Here is a 23,694-nt window from a genome sequence, read left to right as displayed (position 1 = left end):
GCCATGAAGAAAATTTTAATTGTAGATGATGAACCCAATATTGTTATGTCACTCGAGTATACATTCAAGAAAAATAATTTCGAGGTTTTTATCGCACGTGACGGACAAGAAGCATTAGACATTCTAGAAAAACAACTTCCAGACGTTATCATCCTTGATGTAATGATGCCCATGGTTGACGGATTTGCCACATTGGAAAAAATAAAAAGTGACGAGCGATTACAACATTGCAAAGTTATTTTCTTATCGGCAAAGAATAAGGAGAAGGACATTGAAAAAGGACTTTCGTTAGGAGCAAATCTCTATGTGACAAAGCCCTTTTCATTAAAAAAATTAGTAGAACAAGTGCAGCAATTAATTCAATAATTTAGAATAGCCATATCATGAATTACAACGAATATTACTCAAAAAGTATCACTAATCCGGTAGAATTCTGGAAAGAACAAGCAAATGCAATCCAATGGTACAACAAACCTGAAATTACCTTATCAGAAGATGAGAACGGCTATCCTTTATGGTACAAGGACGGTGAATTAAATTTATGCTATCTCGCATTAGACAAACACATTGAGGACGGCTACGGTGATCAAGTGGCATTTATCTATGATTCACCAGTGACACAAACCATCACAAAATACACTTTTTTAGAGGCAAAAACTGAAGTGGCAAAACTCGCTGGAGGGATGCAATCCTTAGGATTAAAAAAAGGGGACATCGCAATAATTTACATGCCAATGATTCCACAAGCAGCCTTTACAATGCTAGCTTGTGCTAGAATTGGCGTCACCCATTCGGTAGTGTTTGGAGGTTTTGCGCCACATGAATTAGCAATCAGAATAGACGACTGTAAACCTCGCCTGATTATAACTGCCTCCTCCGGCATAGAAGTGGACAAATTAATCACTTACAAACCGTTAGTAGATGAGGCTATTGCCCTGGCCACCCACAGACCCAAAAAAGTCATTGTATTTAACAGAAAATTAGGAGCCAGAATTCCATTTAAAAAATACGATGTAGATTATAATGCTATAGTCTACGGCTCTGAAGAAACCCCTTGCGTACCTCTTAGCGCTACTCATCCCCTATATATTTTATATACTTCAGGAACAACCGGAAAACCAAAAGGAGTGGTTCGTGACACTGGTGGCAGCGGTGTTGCCCTAAAATTTTCGATGCAAAAAATATACAACATACAAGAAGGGGATGTTTTTTGGGCAGCATCGGATATGGGCTGGGTAGTAGGCCACAGCTTTATCGTTTATGGTCCTTTGATCAATAGAAACAGTACTGTCATTTTTGAAGGGAAACCTATAAAAACTCCCGACGCCAGTACCTTTTGGAGAATTATTGACGAACACAAAGTAAACGCAATGTTTACGGCGCCAACCGCTATTCGCGCCATTAGAAAAGAAGATCCAAATGGAGATTTCATAAAAAAATATGATCTGAGTTCTTTGAAAACGCAGTTTTTAGCCGGAGAACGGTGTGATCTTGCTACTTTAGCGTGGTATAACCAACATATTCCCATTCCGGCAATTGACCACTGGTGGCAAACTGAATCAGGATGGCCGATGATAGCGAACATGTTAGGAGTGGAAGCTTTACCCATAAAACCCGGTTCTGTGGGTAAGGCCGTTTGTGGTTATGACATTAAAATATTTGATGAAGAAGGGAATGAAGTACAAGCAAATCAACAAGGGTATGTGGTGATAAAACTCCCACTGCCTCCAGGAACACTGCTCGATTTATGGAAAGATAATCCCCGGTTTAAGGCGGGCTACTTAGAACAATATCCCGGCTATTACTTTTCAGGTGACGGAGGGTATAAAGACGAGGAGGATTATATTTATATCACCGGAAGAGTCGATGATGTTATCAATGTTGCAGGACATCGGCTTTCAACGGCTGAAATGGAAGAAATAGTTGCTTCACATCCGTCAGTAGCAGAATGTGCTGTTATTGGAATAAACGATGCCCTGAGAGGACAAATACCTCTTGCTCTAGTAGTTACTAAACTAAACGACGAAATAGAACATTTTCAATTAGAACATGAAATTACCCAGGTTGTACGACAGCAAATAGGTGCTGTCGCTTCCTTAAGAAATGTAGTTATCGTAAATCGGTTACCAAAAACCCGTTCCGGTAAAATTTTACGAAAGCTCATGCGAAGTATCGCAGATGGGGAACAGTTTCAAATCCCATCGACAATAGATGATGAAACCATTATTGAAGAAATCGAAGCCGTTTTAATAAAATATGAAATCGGTGCTTTTAACAAAAAAAATACGCTAAACAACTAAATACACCCAACAAACTATGAGCCGTTATAAAATTAATAATCTAGAAGAATACTTTAAAGAATATAAAAAATCAGTTCGTGAACCACGTAAATTTTGGGACAAAATTGCTTCCGAAAATTTCACTTGGTATCAAGAATGGGATAAAGTGGTTGATTTTAATATGGCGGAAGCCGATATAAAATGGTTTGTAGATGCTAAAGTAAACATCACCAAAAACTGTATTGACAGGCACCTTGCTAAAAAAGGAGATAAAACTGCCATCATTTTTGAACCGAACGATCCAAGCGAAGAAGCATTGCATATTTCCTATACTGAATTGCACCAACGCGTTTGTAAAATGGCAAACGTATTACGGAACCAAGGAGTAGAAAAAGGAGATCGCGTTTGTATCTATTTACCAATGATTCCTGAACTGGCGATTGCCACTTTGGCCTGTGCCAGGATTGGAGCTATCCACTCTGTTGTTTTCGCCGGATTTTCAGCATCAGCGGTGGCCACTAGGATAAATGATAGTGATTGTAAAATGGTCATCACTTCAGATGGTGGCTATCGCGGAAACAAAACGATTGACTTGAAAGGAATAATTGACGAGGCATTAGAAAACACTCCTTGCGTTGCTAACGTATTAGTGGTAAAAAGAACCAACGGCAGCATAAACATGAAGGAAGGACGTGACCAATGGTTGCAACCGCTTTTAGATGCCGCCTCAGACAATAATACGGCAGAAATCATGGATGCCGAAGATCCTTTGTTTATACTCTACACTTCCGGCTCAACCGGAAAACCAAAGGGAATGGTACATACTACAGCAGGATATATGGTATACACAGCCTATACTTTTAAAAATGTATTCAATTATGAAGACAACGATGTTTTCTGGTGTACCGCAGATATTGGCTGGATTACTGGACATTCCTACATTCTCTACGGTCCTTTATTGAACGGAGCGACAACGGTAATTTTTGAAGGAGTTCCTTCTTATCCTGACTACAGCCGTTTTTGGGAAGTTATTGTTAAACACAAAGTAACACAATTCTATACGGCGCCAACTGCAATTCGTGCTTTGGCAAAAGAGAGTTTAGATTATGTACAAAAATATCAATTAGATACTTTAAAAGTTATCGGTTCTGTAGGAGAGCCTATAAATGAAGAAGCTTGGCATTGGTACAATGACCATGTGGGCGATAAACGATGTCCCGTAGTCGACACTTGGTGGCAAACAGAGACAGGAGGCATTATGATTTCACCAATTCCTTTTGTGACTCCTACAAAACCAACCTATGCTACGCTACCATTACCAGGAATCCAACCCGTATTAATGGATGAAAAAAGAAATGAAATAGAAGGCAATCAAGTAGTGGGCAGCTTATGTATTAAATATCCTTGGCCAGGAATTGCCAGAACCATTTGGGGTAATCATCAGCGCTATAAAGAAACCTATTTTACTGCCTTTCCAGGAAAGTATTTCACTGGTGACGGCGCTTTACGTGATGAAGTGGGGTATTACAGAATTACGGGGCGTGTCGATGACGTTGTTATCGTATCGGGCCACAACCTGGGAACCGCTCCTATCGAAGATGCCATTAACGAGCATCCAGCAGTTGCGGAATCAGCGATTGTAGGTTTCCCTCATGACATCAAAGGGAATGCATTATATGGCTTTGTCATTTTAAAAGAAACAGGGGAATATCGTGACAGAGAAAATTTAATCAAGGAAATTAATCAACAAGTTTCTAACCAAATTGGGCCTATCGCCAAGTTAGACAAGATTCAATTTGTATCTGGTTTACCTAAAACACGTTCAGGTAAAATTATGCGTAGAATCTTGCGTAAAATAGCGGAAGGTGATTATTCTAATTTTGGAGACACCTCTACTTTATTGAATCCGGAAATTGTGGGAGAAATAACGAACGGGAAAATTTAATTTATTATTGAGTTTAATCAATTGAGAAACTGCTTCATTTATGGGGCAGTTTTTTTGTATAAAAAAAAAGCTGCCTTTTGAGGGACAGCTTTTTCAGAAATAAAACCAAACATTATTCTTTTATAAATTTCATCACTTGAACTTCATTGTTTTCATTTAATGCTTTCACGATGTACAGTCCTTTACTCAAATCGCTAATAGCAAATAGAGCATCTTTAGAATGACTTGCATCAAAACTTTTTACTAATTGTCCTGCCATTGAAAAAACCTGAACTTTAGTGGTATTTGTATTTAAAGTAAAGTAATTAGAAGCTGGATTAGGATACAAATAAATACTAGATGTGCCTTCATATTTAGCTATTGCTAATGAAGCCACTTTGTTTCCATAAACTCTAAACCCTCCTGCCTCAATAGTAATGGGTGCCGAAGTATCCGTTACATTAATAGTGGTATTGTCCATCAGATTATACCACGTACCAGTATATGGAAAACCAGTAGCGATAGCCTTAGCAGTTACATCAAAATTGCCAAGTACTAAAACATCCTTAAGTTGTGTATTTGCCAGAGCAGTATTTGTTATTTTAATCGTTTGCGATAAGGACGAACTATTATTTACTGTTGCCGTCCCTATAAAAACGGGCTCCGTTGTTTTCAAGCTAATCATCTTTGTCCAATCTGTATAAATTTTACTTCTACTGTTGTTAGCTACCCAATTATTTTCCCATTGTGGTTGTGGTTTTGTATCTAACTTACAATCTCCAGACGTAGCGTCATTAGGCGTATTTACCGTTCCGTTCTTACAACTAAATATAGAAGTATCCCATCCTAATTCTCCAAAATGGTATATCATTTTTGGTCCTGGAACCAATAAAGAAACGGCTCCAATAGCTGACATTCTTGACAAGGCAACTTCTAAAGTTTTTACATTATGAGCCGGATTTGTATTATTACCGTATTGTAGGTTTTTATACATCAAACGTTCTTCATCATGGCTCTCCGCATACCCCATCAATCTATTAGCTGTAAATCCACGACTGGCACTTGTCATTCTGGAAATGTTTGCAGGATAACCCATCGATAAGTCGTTATAATTATCCGTCATTTTACCCCACATCATAATTCCCTTACTTGGAGATTCAGCAATTCTGTAATTAGCCCATTCTTGTTCCTCTGTATTACCTCCTAAATGTTCAAAAATAACATAGTGCGTTGGATCCAAGCTCCACGAATAATCTGCATACTTTTTCAATAAATCTACTCTATCTTGTTGGTAAGAATTAGTGCAACTCTCATCTGAAGCTGTACAGTTTTGTGTAAATCCTTTAGTTAAATCCCAACGGAAACCATCAATTTTATATTCTTGAATCCACTGCTTTATTACTCGTTTCACATAATTCTGTGTTCCCGGTAATTGGTGATTAAAGTCTTCTCCTACGTTATAACTGTGTTTAGCAACCGTATTAAAATAAGGGCTTTCAACTGTTGGAGATCCCCAACCGTCACCATCAGGGTCATTCATCCACATTCTCACCATCGGGTTTCTTCCGAATGCATGATTCAGGGCAACATCAAGAATTACCGCAATGCCGTTTTGATGGCAAACATCAATCATTTCTTTAAGCTTACTCGAGCTCCCGTAAAACTTGTCTAAAGCCATGTGAAAAGACGTATTATACCCCCAGCTTTCATTGCCTTCAAATTCCATTACCGGCAACAACTCAATCGCGTTGATCTTTAAATTCTTAAAATAATCGATTCTATCAATTATACTTTGGTAATTTCTACCGGCATCAAAATCTCTGACTAATAGTTCGTAAACCACTAGTTTATCTTTTTCTGGCTTCACAAAATTTGTGCTGGCCGCACTCCAAGCATAAGGTGTTTGTCCAGTTTGTAAAACCGTCACTTCTCTTTCTTGTCCTACTGGATAAACAGGCATATTAGGATAACTTGCAGCTGGAATACCGCCATCATCATAAGGTGATAAAACCAATGTAGAATAGGGATCTGAAGTTTTCACCAATGCAGGAGAATTAGCAATTGGCGTTGTTTCTCCTACCCAATATTGATAGGTATAGTTAACTCCCGACGTCAAACCTGTTAGTTCCAACCAAAATTTCCCGGATATCGGGTCTTTTTTCATCGAATACGTATTTGAAGGCTTCCAATCGTTAAAACTGCCCGCAACATATATAAAGTCTTTGAGCGGAGCATCGACTACTAAAGTGGCTTTGGTAGCATCTGAAGTATTATAATTGATACCATCTAATAAACCAGATGGCAGTGCGGCCGAAACCGCTCCTGGATTTACGATCACGGTAAATTTCTTAACTATCGTTGTACCAGCTTGTGTCACTTCCAGTTCATAATTTTGATTGGAAGTAATATTGGTATGGTTAAAACTATAATTTGCTGTTGTTGGATTGGTATCAATACTACTGCCATTTGATTTTAAGTTATAACTGGCATTTCCACCGGTATTATTTGCCGCAATATTCAAACTTCCTCCAGAAGCAATAATGGTAGAACTATTTTGCGAAGGAGAAGTCAGCGTTACTTGAAAAGCACCAACCTCAGCATAGCTGTCCTGTGATTTTTTATCTCCTGTTCCATCTTTAGCTTTAATAAGATAGCCTATTCTACCTAATCCATTTCTACTATAAAAAGCATTGGGTGTGAAAGTAAATCTATAAATATCCGCTCCAGCGGTGTATGTGAATTTATTTACTTCATTAGAATTTGTCCATGAGCCGTTAGTTGGACAATCGCGACTGTCTGCATCATTTATATCATAAGACCAAGCCCACAGATATAAAGAATGATCCGTAATTCCCCACGCAACTTCATCTACAGTATTCCCATTTATAGTAATCGTTATTAAAGTAGTTTCTTCAAAGGGATTTGGACTGATGGAACTCGTTATTGTTTGCTGTTGTGCAAAAACTCCAATTGACAAGAAAAACAGTATTAAAAGTATAGTTTTTTTCATGATATATATTCCTTAATAATTATAAAAAAGGGCTGCCCATAAGACAACCCTTTCAGTATTCAAAAAATATTAATTTTTTGTAAGCGAATATTTGTAGTTTCTTGGAGAGCTTAAGTCCAAGGTAATTGTATAGTTCCCTGCAGATGGAACTTTGATGTTATCTCCGCCATATTCCATTGTACCATTTGCTCCAGTATCACCAAGATTATAATCCCATGCGTTATTAGCTCTAAATTTCATTTCTTTTGCTGTTAGATTAGCCGTAAGGGTCCAGACTTTTGTAGTTTTATCATAAGTCATTGCAGTACTGTTATCCCAACCTGCAGGAGTTCCATCACCAATGATTCCCCATGCAGTTTTAGTAGCTGAATATGTCAATTTTTCAGTATCCACTACGATTAGATAATAACCTGCAGCAGGAATCTTAAGATTATTTGGTCCAGATGCTAGGATAGTACCAGGAGTTGCTCCGGCAGCATATTCCCCTTTCCACTCTGGGAAACTTGTGAATTTGTATTCAGAACCAGCATCATTAAAGTTTATAAATCCTTCAAAATCCACTTTACCATATGCTGAAGCAGACAATTGTGGGGATGTAGCAGGATCCCAGTCATTTGGATATCCAGATGCTTTTGCATAGCCACCAGGAACCCATAATTTAGGGTTTTCAGTTGTATATGGAGTAATAACTATTCCAACTACATTAGAGACCATTACTTCAGTTCCAACAGTAGATTTTATTCTTATTTCAAATTCAGATGGAGCAAAAGGAGTGCTATTTAATGCTAATGCTGCATTATTCATAGTTTCAACCGATACTGACGCTTGGTTTTCTGATTTTCTAGAAGCTAAATCTTTTGGAGTTTTAAACGCATTTCCTTTTTTGTCGATTTCAATCGTGTAAACAACTTCTACAGCACCGCCATAATTAGCGGATTTCCAGGTAAAACGTTCTGCTTGTGCCGTTGCATTTGCAGGAGAAAGTACATAAGCCGCACCAGATGTTGGAGCTGTTAATACGGGAGAATCAACTCCTTCGATAACAGGTCTGTCTTGAACATCTTCTACGCTGCAAGACAAAGCAACTACCGCGAATAAGGCAATTATTGATTTAGTTATATTTTTCATTTTTATAAATTTTTAAAATTATTAATATCCTGGGTTTTGTTGTAAATTACTATTTGATGCTAAAGCTGTTGCAGGAATTGGGAATAAATCTCTGTAAGACTGTGTTGGAGATCCTCCAGCCACATTTCCTTTCCAAGGCCATAAGTAACTTCCTCCAGAAAATTTACCAAAACGAACCAAATCCGTTCTTCTGTGTCCTTCCCAGTGTAGTTCTTTGGCTCTTTCGTCAAGAATAAAATTCAAAGTAAGATCCCCTTGAGTTACTGCCGGTCCTTTGGCTCTTGTTCTTAAAGCATTAACGTATGTTGTGGCAGTAGCTAAACTTCCACCTGCACCTCTTACAGCACATTCTGCATACATTAAATAAGCATCCGCCAAACGGAAAATAGGAAAATCAGCATCTGAAAAATCTCCTGTTTTATCCGAACCTTGTTTACCATTCACATCTACATTTCTAAATTTTTGAATAGCATATCCATCCGTGAAATTTGCAATATTTTTGATTTCCTTAGTTTGTCCGTCTTTATAAAATTGTCCACGCGTATCTGTTGTATTTGCAGCAAATTTATCGACAAATGAAGAAGTAGTTCTTAAACCGCTCCACCCGCCGTTGATTCCAAATTCAGCAGCTTTCATGGTTCCCCCAACCGGTGCATGTGTTAAGAATGTAGTTCCACCGTACGTTTGCGTGCGAAGACCATCAAAAGCAATAGCAAAAATAAATTCATTTTGCGCTCCATTTTTATCATTATCAGCTAAAAACAATTGATTGTAATTAGTGTGTAATTTATAAGCCGAACCCGTAATTTTTGTAATTAAAGGAACTGCGTCTGTATAATGATCTGTACCAATGTATACTTTTGCATTCATATACAAATTAGCTTGTAACATCCAAGCAGCAGCTTGATCTACACGAAATGCTTCGTTCGATTTTGGCGCTTTTAATAAGGGTGTGATCGCTGTCAATTCTTCATCAACAAATTGGTACAATTCTGCTCTTGTCGCATATTCAGGATAAAAGAAAGTACTTGGAGAGTTTTCAGTTACTAAAGAACCTCCACCAAACATATCAATTACATGCCAGTACGTCATCGCTCTTAAGAAACGAGCTTCTGCTCTGTATGTAGCAATTTCTGCCTTCAAAGTAGCGTCAACTCCCCTGCTCGCTAATTTCTCATCTGTAGTTTGTCTTAAAAACTCGTTACAGTTTACAATTTGGAAAGAGTAACGTGCATAAACGGCAGTTACAAAACGATCCAAAGAAGTCCATGTTTGAGAATGAAGGTCTTTTATTGTTCCGTCATTCCAGGCAATAACTGCTTCATCAGTCGTTAATTCCTGTAACAACCAATACCCTCTTATGTACTGGCTTTCCCCTTCATCTATTCCTGAAATATCAGCAGAACCAGCAGGTCCCGATTGTCCTGTAGTTGAAAAACCGGCATATAGTTTTGCTAGATTTTGTTTATAGGAAGCTGCGTCAGTAAAAAATTGTTCTCCAGGAATAGCATTTCTGCTTTCCGGTGCTTGGTTTAAATCATCAGTACATGATGGAAATAAAAACGCCATCAGCAACAATGAAATACCCAATAATTTTATTTGTGTCTTTTTCATTTTTCTTTTTGTTTGTATTAGAAATTAACGTTTAAACCTAATGTAAAGATAATAGGTCTAGGATACAAAGTATTATCAATACCACCAGAAATTTCTGGATCTAAACCATCATATTTAGTAATAATTAGAACATTTTGAGCTGACAATGTCATTTTCACTAACGAAGATGAATTGGGTTTTTGATTAAAAGTATATCCAACACTCACATTATTTAATTTAATAAAAGAAGCGTCTTGCACATAATAATCAGAATGCAATTGAAGGTCACTAGCCTTTTCAAAACGAGTTTCCAAAAGATTTGCCACACCATTAGACAAATCTGTTTGTCTTAATAATACATTGATATCCGTTCCAAAATTAGAATCCACATTGTTGTACATATAATTACCCCAAGATCCTCTCCATTCCATTGTAAAATCGAATTTTTTATAACTTACACTTGTATTGAACCCGTAAAAAACATCTGCAGCCGGTTTATGAAAACGGTATTTGTCTTGTTCATTAACGATTCCGTCTTTGTTTCTGTCAATAAAAACTCCGTCAAGTGGTTTTGCGTCAGCGCCATATGCTTGCTCATACACATAGAATGAACTTGGTGCATATCCTACTTGATGATTTTGTATCGTATTCCCTGTTCCTCCGGCAATTCCACCAACATTAATACCAGGAGTATTAGGTTGAGTAGTAGTCAACTTGGTGATTTTAGAGTTTTGAAAAGTAACGTTTCCACCTATTCTCCATTCTACATCATTCGTACGAACGGCGATAACTTCAGCTAACAATTCAATACCTTTATTCTCTATTGTCCCTACGTTGTAGTTGTCAAAATTTGAAAATCCAAAGAAAGATGGATTTTGAGTGTACAACAATAAATCCTTAGTCGTTCTTTTATACAAGTCAACACTTCCTGTTAATCTGTTATTGAATAAGCCATAATCAAGGCCCGCATTAAATGTGGTCGTTTGCTCCCATTTCAAGTTACTGTTATACGGTTGAGGTCTAAAAGTAGAATAAAATGAATTCCCAAATTGATATTGAGCCGTGCTATTAGAAATTAGATACAACGGAATTGAAGGATAACTTACCCCAATATCCTGTTGTCCGGTAATACCCCAACCTCCTCTAAGCTTTAACATAGAGATACTGGCTACATCTTTCAAGAAACTTTCTTCATTCAGTTTCCAAGCAACTGCAACTGCAGGAAAATTTGACCAGCGGTTTGCTTCTGTAAATCGTGACGTTCCATCACGTCTGTAGGATGCTGTAATAATATATTTATCAGCAATCGTGAAATTTGTTCTGGCAAAGAAAGATTGTAAATTCACACGCGAAGGAACTGGAACAGCAGGAACGGTTCTGTTGTTTTCAAAATTAAAAGAAGATCCATCATTAATATCTCTAAAATCCTGATACGTATATCCACCCGTCACATCAATTTGTGTATTAATCGCGTCTACCTTCTCATTGTAGTTTAAATACAAATCCATTAATTTATTAAATCTTGAGCCCGTATTTTCATAGGTGTTATTGAATCCTGAACCATTAATACCGTTAAGATAATTAGCAGCGGTACCACCATAAGATCTTCCACTCAATTCATCATAACCAAAGTTAGCTACCGCTTTCAATTCTGGTAAAAAATGCATTTTATATTCCGTTTGAATATTTCCAATACTTCTGTATGAAGTACCTAAATTATCAAACTGCTCAATTAATGAAACAGGGTTTCTTCCTGCTAACTGATTAATTACAGTAGGTGAAGTATACCATTGGAAAAAAGTACCATCAGCATTTCTAACCACTTGCGAAGGGTCAAACGCAATACCTGCCCCAATTGCCCCTCTATTACTATAATTACTTTTTATTAAAGAGGTGTTGTTATTCAATTCAATCTTTAAATGCTTATCTAAAAAATTTCCAGTTACACCAACTCCTAGAGTCGTTCTTTGCATGTTATCTCTTTTTAAGATACCATTCAAATTAGCATATCCAACAGATGCTCTGTACACAACATTATCAGTCCCACCGCTTAAAGCGATATTATGATCTGTACCAATAGCTGTTCTGAAAATTTCATCTTGCCAATTCGTATCAGCAGTGCCTAATAAAGCTACTTGAGCAGCAGTACCGTTAGCTGTGACAAAATCTTTAAATTGATTTGATTTTAAAGCATCTACTTTATTAATAATTTCAGAAACTTGAAGGTTTCCATTGTAACTTACTTGCATCTCTCCAGCTTTCCCTTTTTTAGTTGTAATAATAATTACCCCATTAGAAGCACGAGATCCATAAATAGCTGTTGCCGACGCATCTTTTAATACAGTAATCGATTCTATATTATTTTGATTGATAGTCGTCAATGGATTTCTTCCTCCATTAATCCCACCAGCCGCAACTGGAACATTGTCAATCACATATAGAGGATCGTTGTTTGCTGATAATGAAGAACCGCTTCTAATTCTGATTGTAGCACCTTCGCCTGGAGAACCTCCTCCATTAATAACTTGCAAACCAGCTACTTTTCCTTGAATCATTTGATCTGCAGAAGTTACCGGCCCTTTATTAAAATCTTTAGATGTCAATACGGTCACAGCTCCTGTTGCATCTTTTTTCTTAACGGTCCCGTAACCCACCTGGATTATCACTTCACTTAATAGATTTGCATCTTCCTCCAGAGCAACCGTTACTACTTTTTGACCATTATAATCAATGACTGAATTTTTATAACCAATAAAAGAAAATACGATTTTACCGCCTTTCTTAGCACTTGGCAATTGAAATTTCCCATCAAAATCTGTTGAAACGCCATTTGTGCTACCTTGTACATTTACATTTACTCCCGGAATGGGCTGTCCTGATGCTTTATCAAGAACAGTTCCACTAAGAGTATTCTGAGCCAGAATACTAAAAGGAAGTAATAGTACTAAAAATAACAACTTTTTATAAATTGTTTTCATACTTTTTGTTTAAATTAATTTGTGTTTGAGGTTGTGTTTTTAACTTTTAATTTTACTTCGAGTGCTAAAATTATATAAAAATTAAGACCTTTAACAAACTGGCAACTATATTAGTTCACGAAAACGTAATAGTGTTGAAAACTTTATTTATTAACCATTAAATTAAGGGTTAAATTGCCATTAATAAAAACAAAACCTACCTTTATTACGAAAATAAAAATTATCAATTTCACACATATGAAAAGGAAAGTAACGCTTAAACAAATCGCAAAAGAACTTGACGTTTCCATCTCCACGGTTTCAAAATCACTAAGAAATAGTCCAGAAATCGGGGAAGATACCCGACTAAAAGTACAGGCTTTTGCTAAATTTTACAATTACAGACCCAACAATATTGCCTTAAGTTTAAAGAACAGAAAAACAAAGACCATAGGAATAATTATACCGGAGATTGTCCACCATTTCTTCTCCACTGTCATCAATGGAATCGAACAAGTTGCAAACGAAAATGGCTATAGCGTTATCATCTGCTTATCTGACGATTCTTTTGATAAAGAGGTTCTTAACATGGAAATGCTTGCTAACGGAAGTATCGACGGATTCATAATGTCTCTTTCGAAAGAAACCCAATTTAAAGGTGATTTTCATCATATTTCAGAAGTTATCGACCAGGGTATGCCCGTTGTCATGTTTGACAGAGTAACTAATGAAATTCTTTGTGACAAAGTCATCATCGATGATAAAATGGCTGCCTACGAAGCAGTGCAAAGTCTTATCGATAAAGGGAGGAAAAAAATAGCTCTTGTCACCACCGTTGATTATGTAAGTGTGGGGAAATTGAGGACAGATGGCTATATAAAAGCTTTATTGGATAATGACATTCCTTTTAATGAGAATTTAATTATTAAAATAGAAGATGTAGATACTTGCGAAATAATAATTGGGCAATTATTAGAAGATAAAGCTATTGACGCCGTTTTTGCGGTGAATGAACTTTTTGCGGTAACCAGCATAAAAACAGCCAACAAAATAGGCGTTAATGTACCGAAAGACTTAGCAGTAATCGCTTTCACCGACGGGATTATTTCGAAATACTCCACGCCTACTATTACTACCGTGAGTCAAAGCGGTATAAAAATGGGGAATCGAGCAGCAAAAATGTTGATCGACAGATTGGAATCAGAAGAGGAACATGACGAGGAAGAAAACTACAAAACGGAAGTAATTGAAACCCATCTCATTGAAAGAGAATCTACTTATTAGGTTTGAAATAAAATGTACCCCTAAAAAAAACATACTTTCTATTAATCTTCAAGATCTCAAGTTATACCTCATCGCTCTAATCTTTAACTCCCTTCCTCTAATTTAGGTCTTTTTCCTATTTTAAGAATCACTACAACCTTGTAGTGAAAAAAGTTGCTTTTTATTTACATCCAAAAAATGAAAAAATAAAATAAATTTTTATATTTGACCTGATCAAAGCTTTTACTTTTACTTCGAAAATAAGTTTAGTTTTGATAAGCATAGCGCTTATCGTTAATATATAAATTACGATAATGGAAAAGCGTAAATTAAGTTTCTGGCAAATTTGGAACATGAGTTTCGGATTTCTGGGGATTCAAATGGGTTTTGCCTTGCAAAATTCAAATGTCAGTAGAATATTTCAGACTTTAGGAGCTAATATTGATGACATCCCTATTCTATGGGTGGCTGCGCCTATGACTGGCTTAATTATCCAACCTATAATCGGTTATTTTTCAGACAGGACTTGGACAAAATTAGGAAGAAGAAAACCTTATTTTTTAGCAGGCGCTATTTTAGCTTCGGCAGCATTATTTATAATGCCCAATTCTCCTGCTTTATGGTTTGCTGCTGGAATGCTCTGGATCATGGACGCTTCTATCAATGTTTCGATGGAACCATTCCGTGCTTTTGTAGGCGATAACCTTCCGGAACAACAGCGTACAATGGGGTTTGCCATGCAAAGTTTTTTTATTGGAATTGGCGCTTACTTCGCATCAAAACTACCGTTAATTTTTACCTATTACGGAGTTCAAAACACGGCTCCCCTTGGTATTATTCCAGATTCAGTTAAATACTCCTTTTACTTAGGGGGAATTGTTTTTATTGTTACCGTTCTATGGACGGTTATCACCTCCAAAGAATATTCTCCTGAAGAGCTGGAAGCTTTTGAAAAACACAAAGAAACCACTTTCGTAAAAGAAGAATTTTCTCCTGAGTGGTATGTTAATAATGGAAAATCGCATTTGACTAAAGGAATTTTATTTCTGATTTTAAGTGTATTATTTTCAGTTGTGATCTACCATTACGACTTAAAGAAGGATTTGTATGTGCTATCACTCGGACTTATTGGTTTAGGGGGATTAGCGATGTTAGTTTCCGGTATAATGCAAAAAAATAATACAACTGCCAATGGATTTGTGACCATCATGAATGATTTTCAATTTATGCCAACAATCATGAAACAACTGGCATGGGTTCAATTCTTTTCTTGGTTTGCGCTTTTCTCTATGTGGATTTACACAACGCTGGCGGTTACACAGCACATTTACGGCACGACAGACACTACGTCTGAGGCATATAACACGGGGGCGAATCAAGTAGGTGAAATGTTTGCCAATTATAATTTAATTGCGGCACTTTCCGCTTTTTTATTGCCGCTATTAGCGAAATATACAAGTAGAAAATTTACGCATTTTGTTGCATTAGTATGCGGTGGGCTTGGTCTAATCTCTATCTATTTCATACAAGAACCAACAGCCTTCACCATGGAATGGCTTCCAATGATTGGTGTTGGAATTGCTTGGGCCAGTATCCTTTCTGTTCCCTATGCCATGTTATCCGGTTCATTACCTTCAAACAAAATGGGCTATTACATGGGCGTTTTTAACTTCTTTATCGTAATCCCTCAACTTGTGGCTGCCTCCATTTTGGGGTTTTTAGTTTCTCAATTTTTTAACAGCGAACCTATTTATGCCCTTTTAATTGGTGGGGCTTCGATGATTCTTGCCGGAATTATTTCTCTTACCATTACTGACGAATCAAAAATTATAATAAATGAATAAGAAAGCATTCATCTTCGACCTCGACGGAGTAATCGTTGACACCGCCAGATATCATTTCTTGGCGTGGCAAAAAATTGCAAATGAATTAAATATTGATTTCACATTAGAACATAACGAGCTATTGAAAGGCGTAAGCCGGGTACGCTCTCTGGACATCATTTTAGAGATAGGCAAAGTAGAGGCTACGCAAGAAGACAAAAACAAATGGCTAATTCAGAAAAACGAAGAATACCTGACGTATTTAGTGGATATGGATCAAAGCGAACTATTACCTGGCGTTTTATCAATGCTACAACACTTAAAAGAAAAAAACCAAGCGATTGCTTTGGGATCAGCCAGCAAAAATGCAAGACCTATTCTGGAGAAAACGGGAATCAGACATTATTTTGATGCCATTGTAGATGGGAATGATGTAACTAATGCAAAACCAGATCCAGAAGTATTCTTGATTGCAGCTAAGCTATTAGGCGTAAATCCCGAGAATGCGATAGTTTTTGAAGATTCTGTAGCAGGAGTTCAGGCTGCCAATATTGGCAAAATGACGAGCATCGGCATAGGAGAAGAATCGATTTTATATGAAGCTAAATACATATTTAAGGATTTTACCCAAATAGAAAAAGGCTTTATAGCCTCTTTAATAAATTAGAAAAGGAGTTAGTTAGAGAATGAGATAATTCTCAAAGTTCGAATCAATAATAAAACCAATTAAGCAATGATCTAAATGCTTAATTATCTAATTGAAATAAAATGAACCAAGATTATATAAAACCAGACAATTGGTCCATCATTGAAGAAGGATTTGCTGCAGAAAGCGTAAAGTCATCTGAAAGCCTCTTCAGTATAGGGAACGGTGCAATGGGACAGCGCGCCAATTTTGAAGAAAATTATTCAGGCGATACCTTTCAGGGAAGTTATATTGCAGGAATATACTATCCGGATAAAACTAAAGTGGGATGGTGGAAAAATGGCTATCCCGAATATTTTGCCAAAGTTTTAAATGCGCCAAACTGGATTGGAATCGACATTGAAATAAATGGCGAAAACTTGGACTTAAATACCTGTACAGAAGTTAAAAACTTTCGTCGCGAATTGAACATGAAGGAAGGCTGGTACAATCGTTCCTTTATAGCAACGCTTCAAAACGGCACCCAGATAGCGGTCAATATCCGCCGTTTCCTCTCTATCGTTTTAGACGAAGTGGGAATCATTAACTATGAAATCACTCCTTTAAATAAGGATACTAAAATAATTTACAAACCTTATATTGATGCAGGAGTAACTAATGAAGACGCCAACTGGGATGAAAAATTCTGGGAACCACTTGAGGTAAAAAAAGCTGCGAATGAAGCATTTGTGACCGCTCAAACTTTCAAAACTCACTTTGAGGTCACTACTTTCATGCAAAATAGCATTTTAGAAAATGGAGTGAACGTGCATATTTCGCCCTCATCAATAGATACCACTTCAGATAAAATTCAATTTGAATATGATGTCCTAGTTGCGCAAGGTCAAAAATCATCAATCCAAAAAATTGGGGGATATACGGTTTCTTTAAATCATAAAAACACGCTTTCTGCTGCTGAAAAAGTAATCCAATCTGCTTTAGCTTTGGGCTACGATCAATTATTGGAAGACCAAAAAGAAGCTTGGTCAAAAATCTGGGAGATGTCTGACATCACCATTGAAGGCGACGTAAAAGCACAACAAGGAATTCGCTTTAATATCTTTCAACTCAACCAAACTTATTTAGGAAAAGACAGCCGATTGAACATTGGACCAAAAGGATTTACCGGTGAAAAGTATGGCGGATCCACTTATTGGGATACTGAGGCCTATTGTATTCCTTTTTATATGGCTACAAAAGACCAACAAGTGGCGCGTAATTTATTAACATACCGTTACAATCACCTTGAAAAAGCAATTGAAAATGCTGAAAACAATCTAGGTTTCAAAAACGGAGCTGCACTTTATCCCATGGTTACGATGAATGGGGAGGAATGTCACAATGAATGGGAAATCACACATGAAGAAATTCATAGAAATGGAGCAATCGCTTTTGCTATTTTTAACTACTATCGCTTTACCGGCGATTACTCTTACATTCCTGAAAAAGGACTGGAAGTTTTAATTGGTATTGCTCGCTTCTGGCACCAAAGAGCTAATTTTTCTAAAGATAAAAATCAATATGTAATCTTAGGAGTGACTGGACCTAATGAATATGAAAACAACGTAAACAATAATTTCTATACCAACTTTATTGCAAAATGGTGTATTGATTATACGTACGAACAGCTTCAGAAAGTTTCGATGGAATTTCCGTCTGACCACAAGCGTATTATTGAAAAAACAAAACTAGCTGAATCTGAACTAAAGGAATGGAAAAAGGTAGCTGATAACATGTATTTTCCAGTCTCTGCAGCCTTAGGGATATACTTGCAACAAGATGGCTTTTTAGATAAAGATTTAGTTCCCGTAAAAGACATGGATCCGGCACAAAGACCAATTAACCAAAAATGGTCTTGGGACCGAGTATTGCGATCTCCATATATCAAACAAGCCGATGTGTTGCAATGCTTTTATTTCTTTGAAGAACATTTCTCTAAGGAGGAATTGAAACGCAACTTCGAATTTTATGAATCCTTTACCGTGCATGAAAGCTCGCTTTCTCCATGTGTACATTCCATACAAGCTGCTTCATTAGACAAGATGGATATGGCATATACTTTTTACTTAAGAACGTCCCGTTTAGATTTAGATGATTACAACAAAGAGGTGGAAGAAGGTTGTCACATTACCTCTATGGCTGGAACGTGGATGAGTATTGTGGAAGGTTTTGGTGGAATGCGCGTGAAAAACGATACGCTGAATTTTTCTCCAAAAATCCCGAAACAATGGGAAGGTTATTCCTTTAAAATCAATTTTAGAAACCAAATTATAACGGTTGCAATCACCCATTTCGAAACTACTTTTTCTGTGGACGGAACTAAAAACCTGACCATTGTTGTTAATGGAGAAAATGTTACCGTATCGCCAAACAATCAGGTTGCAATAACACAAAATTAATTGTAAAGAACTTGTAGCCTACTCTTTCACTTAATAAAAAGCCCAATATAGCTTACACGCAATCCCAATATCTATTGGGATTGTTTAATTGATTTAGATGCTACTTTCAACTTGGTTATCACTAAATCGAAAATAATACAAACACATTTCGAGTAGTCGTCTTTTTCGCTTCATTACTTGAAAATAATTAAATAGTAATCATTATATCCGTAAATATGAATAAATTTACCTCAGTTTCATTAGGAAATACAGCTTTAATAAAAAGTATAACCTTCATTCTCTTTTTTATGTCTCTAACCATAAATGCACAAATCGACAGGGTCGAACCACCATTCTGGTATGCCGGAATGCATAATCCCGAATTAGAGATTTTGTTTTATGGTAAAAACATAGCGCAATATGAAGTCACAACTTCCAATTCAATCGCCATCACCAACATAAAAAAAACAGAGAATCCGAATTATTTATTTGTTACCATCAACACTAAAGATGATGCTGCTACCGAAATTATCTTTTCGTTCAACAAGAATAATCAAGTTGCTTTTACACATAAGTACAGCTTAAGGAAAAGGAGAGAAAAATCTGCAGAACGTAAAAGCTTCGACGCGTCAGACATGCTCTATCTTATTATGCCTGATCGTTTTGCAAATGGCAATCCAAAAAACGACAACGATGCCGCTACAAAAGAAAAATACAATCGTGATTTACCCGGCGGAAGACACGGTGGAGACATTCAAGGGATCATAAAAAACTTAGATTACATTTCTTCTCTTGGAGCAACGGCGATCTGGAGTACACCTCTTTGTGAGGACAATGACAAAGCGTACTCCTATCACACCTATGCTCAATCTGACGTTTATAAAATTGATCCCCGTTTTGGGACGAATGCTGATTACGTGCGTTTGGCCTCTGAGATACACAAAAAAGACATGAAATTAGTTATGGACTATGTTGTCAACCATTGGGGAATTGAACATTGGATGATGAAAGATTTACCAACACAGGATTGGATTCACCAATTTGAAAACTATACGCAAACGAATCATAAACGCTCTACGATAAACGATAGTAATGCCTCAAAAATAGATACTGAAATTTGTCTTAATGGTTGGTTTGTCAATACAATGCCCGATTTAAACCAATCGAATCCTTTAGTATTAAACTACCTAAAACAAAATGCTATCTGGTGGATTGAGTACGCAGACTTGGATGGTTTCAGAGTTGACACCTATAACTATTCTGAACCCGCAGGAATTGCATCTTGGACAAAGGCAATCACAGACGAATACCCCAATTTTAATATTGTAGGCGAAATCTGGATGCACAGCCAAGCACAAATGGCCTATTGGCAAAAAGACAGCAAAATTGGTGCTATAAAAAACTACAATTCTTACCTGCCAAGTGTTATGGACTTCACGTTACACGATGCTATTGGCACCGTTTTTAATGAAGATGACGGATCTTGGGACAAAGGAATGGTGAAAGTATATGACAATTTTGCCAATGATTTTTTATATCCGAACATTAATAATATTATGGTTTTTGCGGAAAATCATGATACGAACCGCATCAATGAGGTCTATCAAAATGATTTTAGAAAATACCAGATGACCATGGCTTTAATAGCGACTGTTCGCGGAATTCCACAATTGTATTACGGTAGCGAAATTGGCATGAGCGGTGATAAAGACAAAGGAGATGCTGACATTCGTCAAGATTTCCCTGGAGGATGGTTAGGCGATGAAAACAATGCCTTTACGAAAGAAGGCCGTACTTTTGGCCAAAATCAATATTTTGACTTTACTTCTAAACTATTCCAATGGAGAAAAACTAACGAAGCAGTACATTTTGGTAAAATGACGCATTATATTCCTGAAAACAATGTCTATGTTTATTTCAGATATACAGAGCACAAAACGGTCATGGTGATGATGAACAACAGCAACGAAACCCGAACAATCCAAACTTCCCGTTTCCAGGAAAGCATAAAAGCATACACAACAGGAAAAGATATTCTAAGCGACTTGACTTTCGACATTTCTAAAGAAATTATCTTAGAACCTAAGTCAGTTGTAATTTTAGAATTACAATAAAGCAGCGAGAAAGGGTGTACCAACTAAAAAATAATCAAAGATCCTCCCAAATTAAATCCTCGTACTCTGTAGTGAAAAATTAGAACCGACAGGTACGATCCACTAAAGTGTATCGTTTTAAGTACCTTTACCAGCAATAGATTAAATCAAAAATCAGCTATACAATAATGACAAAATATTCAAACGCACTTCTGCTATTAATCCTCGCCCTTCTTGTGGGTTGCACAACAACTCAAACAGTTTCAGAAAAAAAAACCAGAAAAAAAGTGCCCTTTGTTTGGGAAGCGGCTTCTGTCTATTTCTTAATGACGGATCGTTTCAATAATGGAGACAAATCAAATGACGTCAATTTCAACAGAAGAAAAACTACCGGAAAACTGCGCGGTTTTGAAGGAGGGGACATTAAGGGAATCACAAAAAAAATTGACGAAGGCTATTTCGATAAATTAGGAATCAATGCTATTTGGATTACACCAATAGTAGAACAAATTCATGATGCCGTAGATGAAGGTACCGGATTAAGCTATGCTTTTCACGGGTATTGGACAAGAGACTGGACGGCTTTAGACCCTAACTTTGGAACAAAAGCAGACTTGGCCAACTTAGTCAAAAAAGCACATGCGCACGGAATACGAATCGTCCTTGATGCGGTAATCAATCACACCGGGCCCGTTACAGAAACTGACGTTGTGTGGCCCAATTACTGGGTGCGCACCAGTCCGGTTTGCGATTATAAGAACTATCAAAATACTACGGAATGTACGCTAGTGGCTAATCTTCCTGATATCAGAACAGAGAGCACACAGAATGTTGACCTCCCTCCTTTTTTGATCGAAAAATGGAAAAAAGAAGGACGTTATGACCAAGAAATGAAAGAATTAGATGCTTTTTTCAAACGTACTGGTTATCCAAAAACACCGCGTTACTATATCATCAAATGGCTGACAGACTATATCGCTGATTATGGAATTGACGGATACCGTGCTGATACCGTGAAACACGCGGAAGCAAGTGTCTGGGCGGATTTTAAAACCCAAAGCGAATTTGCATTTGCCACTTGGAAGAAAAAAAATCCAACAAAAGTATTAGACAACAACCCTTTTTACTCCATCGCCGAAGTCTACAACTACAACATTAGTACCGGTAAAAATTTTGATTTTGGAGATAAAAAAGTAAATTATTTCGAAAATGGCTTTAACAGCATGATCAATTTTGAATTCAAATATGACGCCCAACAAGACTATGAATTTATATTCTCAAAATACTCTTCGATTCTAAACGGGGAGTTGAAAGGAAGCAGTGTTCTGAACTACTTATCATCTCATGATGACGGTGGCCCCTTTGACGCCAAAAGAACCAAAAGCATCGAAGCAGGTACAAAACTATTACTTTCTCCGGGAATTGCTCAAGTATTTTATGGTGATGAAAGCGCCCGTTCTCTAGTAATTGAAGGAACTCAAGGAGACGCCACCTTACGTTCATCTATGAATTGGGATGCCATTAAAAAAAATCCGGAAACAAAAAAAACGCTTTCGCATTGGAGAAAACTAGGGAAATTTCGTAAAAACCATCCTTCTGTAGGTGCTGGTGTACACAAAGAAATTTCAGCGCAACCTTACACGTTTTCCAGAACCTATTCTAAAGAAACCTATACAGATCAAGTATTCATTGGATTAGATTTGCCTACTGGACGGAAAGTACTGGACGTCTCCGCTGTGTTCCCCGACGGAACGCGAGTTAGAGATGCCTATTCCGGAAAAGTCGACGAAGTCTCTCGAGGAAAAATTAAAATTAGAACTGATTTTGACATTGTATTACTGGAAAAAAGATAAATATCTATCGCTATATGAAAAGCACGAATCGATTCCGGTTCGTGCTTTTTTATTTTAGTTACCTTTGTAAAAAATCAATCCAATGCTAAAAATAGGTCATCGAGGTGTCAGAGGTTATGAACCTGAGAATACCCTTATTGGTTTTCAAAAAGCAATTGATCTGCAAGTAGACCTAATTGAATTAGATGTGCATTTAAGTGCGGATGGGGAATTAATGGTGATTCATGACGAGACCATTGATCGAACAACTAACGGAAAAGGGGCCGTAAATCAGTTTTCAGTATTGGAACTGAAACGATTCCTAATAGAAAAGGGGCAGCATATCCCGACTTTAACCGAAGTATTAAACCTCATTGATCAACGTTGCGATGTTAATATTGAATTGAAAAGCTATGAAACTGTCGGCAAAGTAGTTGATCTCATCGAAAAATTCATTGCGGAAAAGCAGTGGAACTACAGCCAATTTGTGGTTTCCAGTTTTGATTGGACGGCCTTGCAACAAGTTGCTCTCTTGAATTGGGAGATACGCATTGGTGTGTTAACTGAAACGGATTTAGATCTAGCTTTGGCTTTCGCCAAATTTATTCAGGCAAAATCAATTCATCCGCATTATCATTTGTTGACCGTAGAAAATACAGCTCAATTACAAGAAAAAGGATTTGCAGTTTTCCCTTGGACGGTTAACGAGCCAGAAGACATAAAAAAAAT

General features: G+C 37.1%; 14 protein-coding genes. 10 read left to right on the top strand and 4 right to left on the bottom strand.

All coding sequences use genetic code 11. The features are described 5' to 3' along the window. Positions 1 to 3 precede the first annotated feature (3 nt). The 3 genes from A3SG_RS0101280 to acs are packed head-to-tail and all read left to right on the top strand — an operon-like array spanning position 4 to position 4,224. Positions 4 to 366, top strand: a complete 363-nt coding sequence (locus A3SG_RS0101280; protein WP_016988200.1) for a response regulator transcription factor — start codon at positions 4 to 6, stop codon at positions 364 to 366. A gap of 17 nt (positions 367 to 383) precedes the next feature. Next, positions 384 to 2,300: an AMP-binding protein gene (locus A3SG_RS0101275; RefSeq protein WP_016988199.1), complete on the top strand. Its 1,917-nt coding sequence runs from the start codon at positions 384 to 386 to the stop codon at positions 2,298 to 2,300. A gap of 16 nt (positions 2,301 to 2,316) precedes the next feature. After that, positions 2,317 to 4,224: an acetate--CoA ligase gene (gene acs / locus A3SG_RS0101270; protein ID WP_016988198.1), complete on the top strand. Its 1,908-nt coding sequence runs from the start codon at positions 2,317 to 2,319 to the stop codon at positions 4,222 to 4,224. Positions 4,225 to 4,336: 112 nt separating this feature from the next. Here acs and A3SG_RS0101265 read toward each other — a convergent pair whose 3' ends face one another. The 4 genes from A3SG_RS0101265 to A3SG_RS0101250 all read right to left on the bottom strand — a co-directional run bounded on the left by A3SG_RS0101265 (position 4,337) and on the right by A3SG_RS0101250 (position 12,912). Beyond that, on the bottom strand, positions 4,337 to 7,213 hold the full coding sequence (locus A3SG_RS0101265) for an alpha-amylase family glycosyl hydrolase (RefSeq protein ID WP_016988197.1): 2,877 nt from the start codon (positions 7,211 to 7,213) through the stop codon (positions 4,337 to 4,339). Positions 7,214 to 7,282: 69 nt separating this feature from the next. Then, a complete protein-coding gene (locus tag A3SG_RS0101260) occupies positions 7,283 to 8,341 on the bottom strand; it encodes a SusE domain-containing protein (RefSeq protein ID WP_016988196.1) in 1,059 nt (352 codons plus the stop codon). Positions 8,342 to 8,362: 21 nt separating this feature from the next. After that, on the bottom strand, positions 8,363 to 9,955 hold the full coding sequence (locus tag A3SG_RS0101255) for a RagB/SusD family nutrient uptake outer membrane protein (RefSeq protein WP_016988195.1): 1,593 nt from the start codon (positions 9,953 to 9,955) through the stop codon (positions 8,363 to 8,365). A 17-nt stretch (positions 9,956 to 9,972) separates the two neighbouring features. Beyond that, positions 9,973 to 12,912 (bottom strand): SusC/RagA family TonB-linked outer membrane protein, encoded by a 2,940-nt coding sequence (locus tag A3SG_RS0101250; protein ID WP_016988194.1) that lies wholly within the window; start codon positions 12,910 to 12,912, stop codon positions 9,973 to 9,975. 237 nt (positions 12,913 to 13,149) lie between these two features. On the opposite strand from A3SG_RS0101250, the gene A3SG_RS0101245 reads away from it, so the two are divergent. The 7 genes from A3SG_RS0101245 to A3SG_RS0101215 form a co-directional block, all read left to right on the top strand. Beyond that, positions 13,150 to 14,175: a LacI family DNA-binding transcriptional regulator gene (locus tag A3SG_RS0101245; RefSeq protein ID WP_016988193.1), complete on the top strand. Its 1,026-nt coding sequence runs from the start codon at positions 13,150 to 13,152 to the stop codon at positions 14,173 to 14,175. A gap of 293 nt (positions 14,176 to 14,468) precedes the next feature. Next, positions 14,469 to 15,998, top strand: a complete 1,530-nt coding sequence (locus A3SG_RS0101240) for an MFS transporter (RefSeq protein WP_016988192.1) — start codon at positions 14,469 to 14,471, stop codon at positions 15,996 to 15,998. After that, positions 15,991 to 16,644, top strand: coding sequence for a beta-phosphoglucomutase (gene pgmB / locus A3SG_RS0101235; RefSeq protein WP_016988191.1), 654 nt, complete (start codon positions 15,991 to 15,993; stop codon positions 16,642 to 16,644). Before A3SG_RS0101240 ends, pgmB begins: the two co-directional genes overlap by 8 nt. Before the next feature lie 101 nt (positions 16,645 to 16,745). Further along, complete coding sequence (locus A3SG_RS0101230; protein ID WP_016988190.1) at positions 16,746 to 19,061, top strand: glycoside hydrolase family 65 protein; 2,316 nt, start codon at positions 16,746 to 16,748, stop codon at positions 19,059 to 19,061. 215 nt (positions 19,062 to 19,276) lie between these two features. Further along, positions 19,277 to 21,154 (top strand): glycoside hydrolase family 13 protein, encoded by a 1,878-nt coding sequence (locus A3SG_RS0101225; protein ID WP_016988189.1) that lies wholly within the window; start codon positions 19,277 to 19,279, stop codon positions 21,152 to 21,154. A 167-nt stretch (positions 21,155 to 21,321) separates the two neighbouring features. Further along, positions 21,322 to 22,986 (top strand): alpha-amylase family glycosyl hydrolase, encoded by a 1,665-nt coding sequence (locus A3SG_RS0101220; RefSeq protein WP_016988188.1) that lies wholly within the window; start codon positions 21,322 to 21,324, stop codon positions 22,984 to 22,986. An 82-nt stretch (positions 22,987 to 23,068) separates the two neighbouring features. Next, positions 23,069 to 23,694 (top strand): glycerophosphodiester phosphodiesterase (locus A3SG_RS0101215; protein WP_016988187.1); only part of this gene is annotated, 626 nt, incomplete at its 3' end.

Origin of the sequence: Flavobacterium sp. ACAM 123 (assembly GCF_000264055.1) — a bacterium.
Classification (GTDB): Bacteria; Bacteroidota; Bacteroidia; order Flavobacteriales; family Flavobacteriaceae; genus Flavobacterium.
This window is presented reverse-complemented; position numbering and strand designations above follow the sequence as displayed.

Coding starts and splice junctions, on each gene's coding strand:
- A3SG_RS0101280 (WP_016988200.1), top strand. CDS start 4: ATGAAGAAAATTTTAATTGTAGATGATGAACCCAATATTGTTATGTCA.
- A3SG_RS0101275 (WP_016988199.1), top strand. CDS start 384: ATGAATTACAACGAATATTACTCAAAAAGTATCACTAATCCGGTAGAA.
- acs (WP_016988198.1), top strand. CDS start 2,317: ATGAGCCGTTATAAAATTAATAATCTAGAAGAATACTTTAAAGAATAT.
- A3SG_RS0101265 (WP_016988197.1), bottom strand. CDS start 7,213: ATGAAAAAAACTATACTTTTAATACTGTTTTTCTTGTCAATTGGAGTT.
- A3SG_RS0101260 (WP_016988196.1), bottom strand. CDS start 8,341: ATGAAAAATATAACTAAATCAATAATTGCCTTATTCGCGGTAGTTGCT.
- A3SG_RS0101255 (WP_016988195.1), bottom strand. CDS start 9,955: ATGAAAAAGACACAAATAAAATTATTGGGTATTTCATTGTTGCTGATG.
- A3SG_RS0101250 (WP_016988194.1), bottom strand. CDS start 12,912: ATGAAAACAATTTATAAAAAGTTGTTATTTTTAGTACTATTACTTCCT.
- A3SG_RS0101245 (WP_016988193.1), top strand. CDS start 13,150: ATGAAAAGGAAAGTAACGCTTAAACAAATCGCAAAAGAACTTGACGTT.
- A3SG_RS0101240 (WP_016988192.1), top strand. CDS start 14,469: ATGGAAAAGCGTAAATTAAGTTTCTGGCAAATTTGGAACATGAGTTTC.
- pgmB (WP_016988191.1), top strand. CDS start 15,991: ATGAATAAGAAAGCATTCATCTTCGACCTCGACGGAGTAATCGTTGAC.
- A3SG_RS0101230 (WP_016988190.1), top strand. CDS start 16,746: ATGAACCAAGATTATATAAAACCAGACAATTGGTCCATCATTGAAGAA.
- A3SG_RS0101225 (WP_016988189.1), top strand. CDS start 19,277: ATGAATAAATTTACCTCAGTTTCATTAGGAAATACAGCTTTAATAAAA.
- A3SG_RS0101220 (WP_016988188.1), top strand. CDS start 21,322: ATGACAAAATATTCAAACGCACTTCTGCTATTAATCCTCGCCCTTCTT.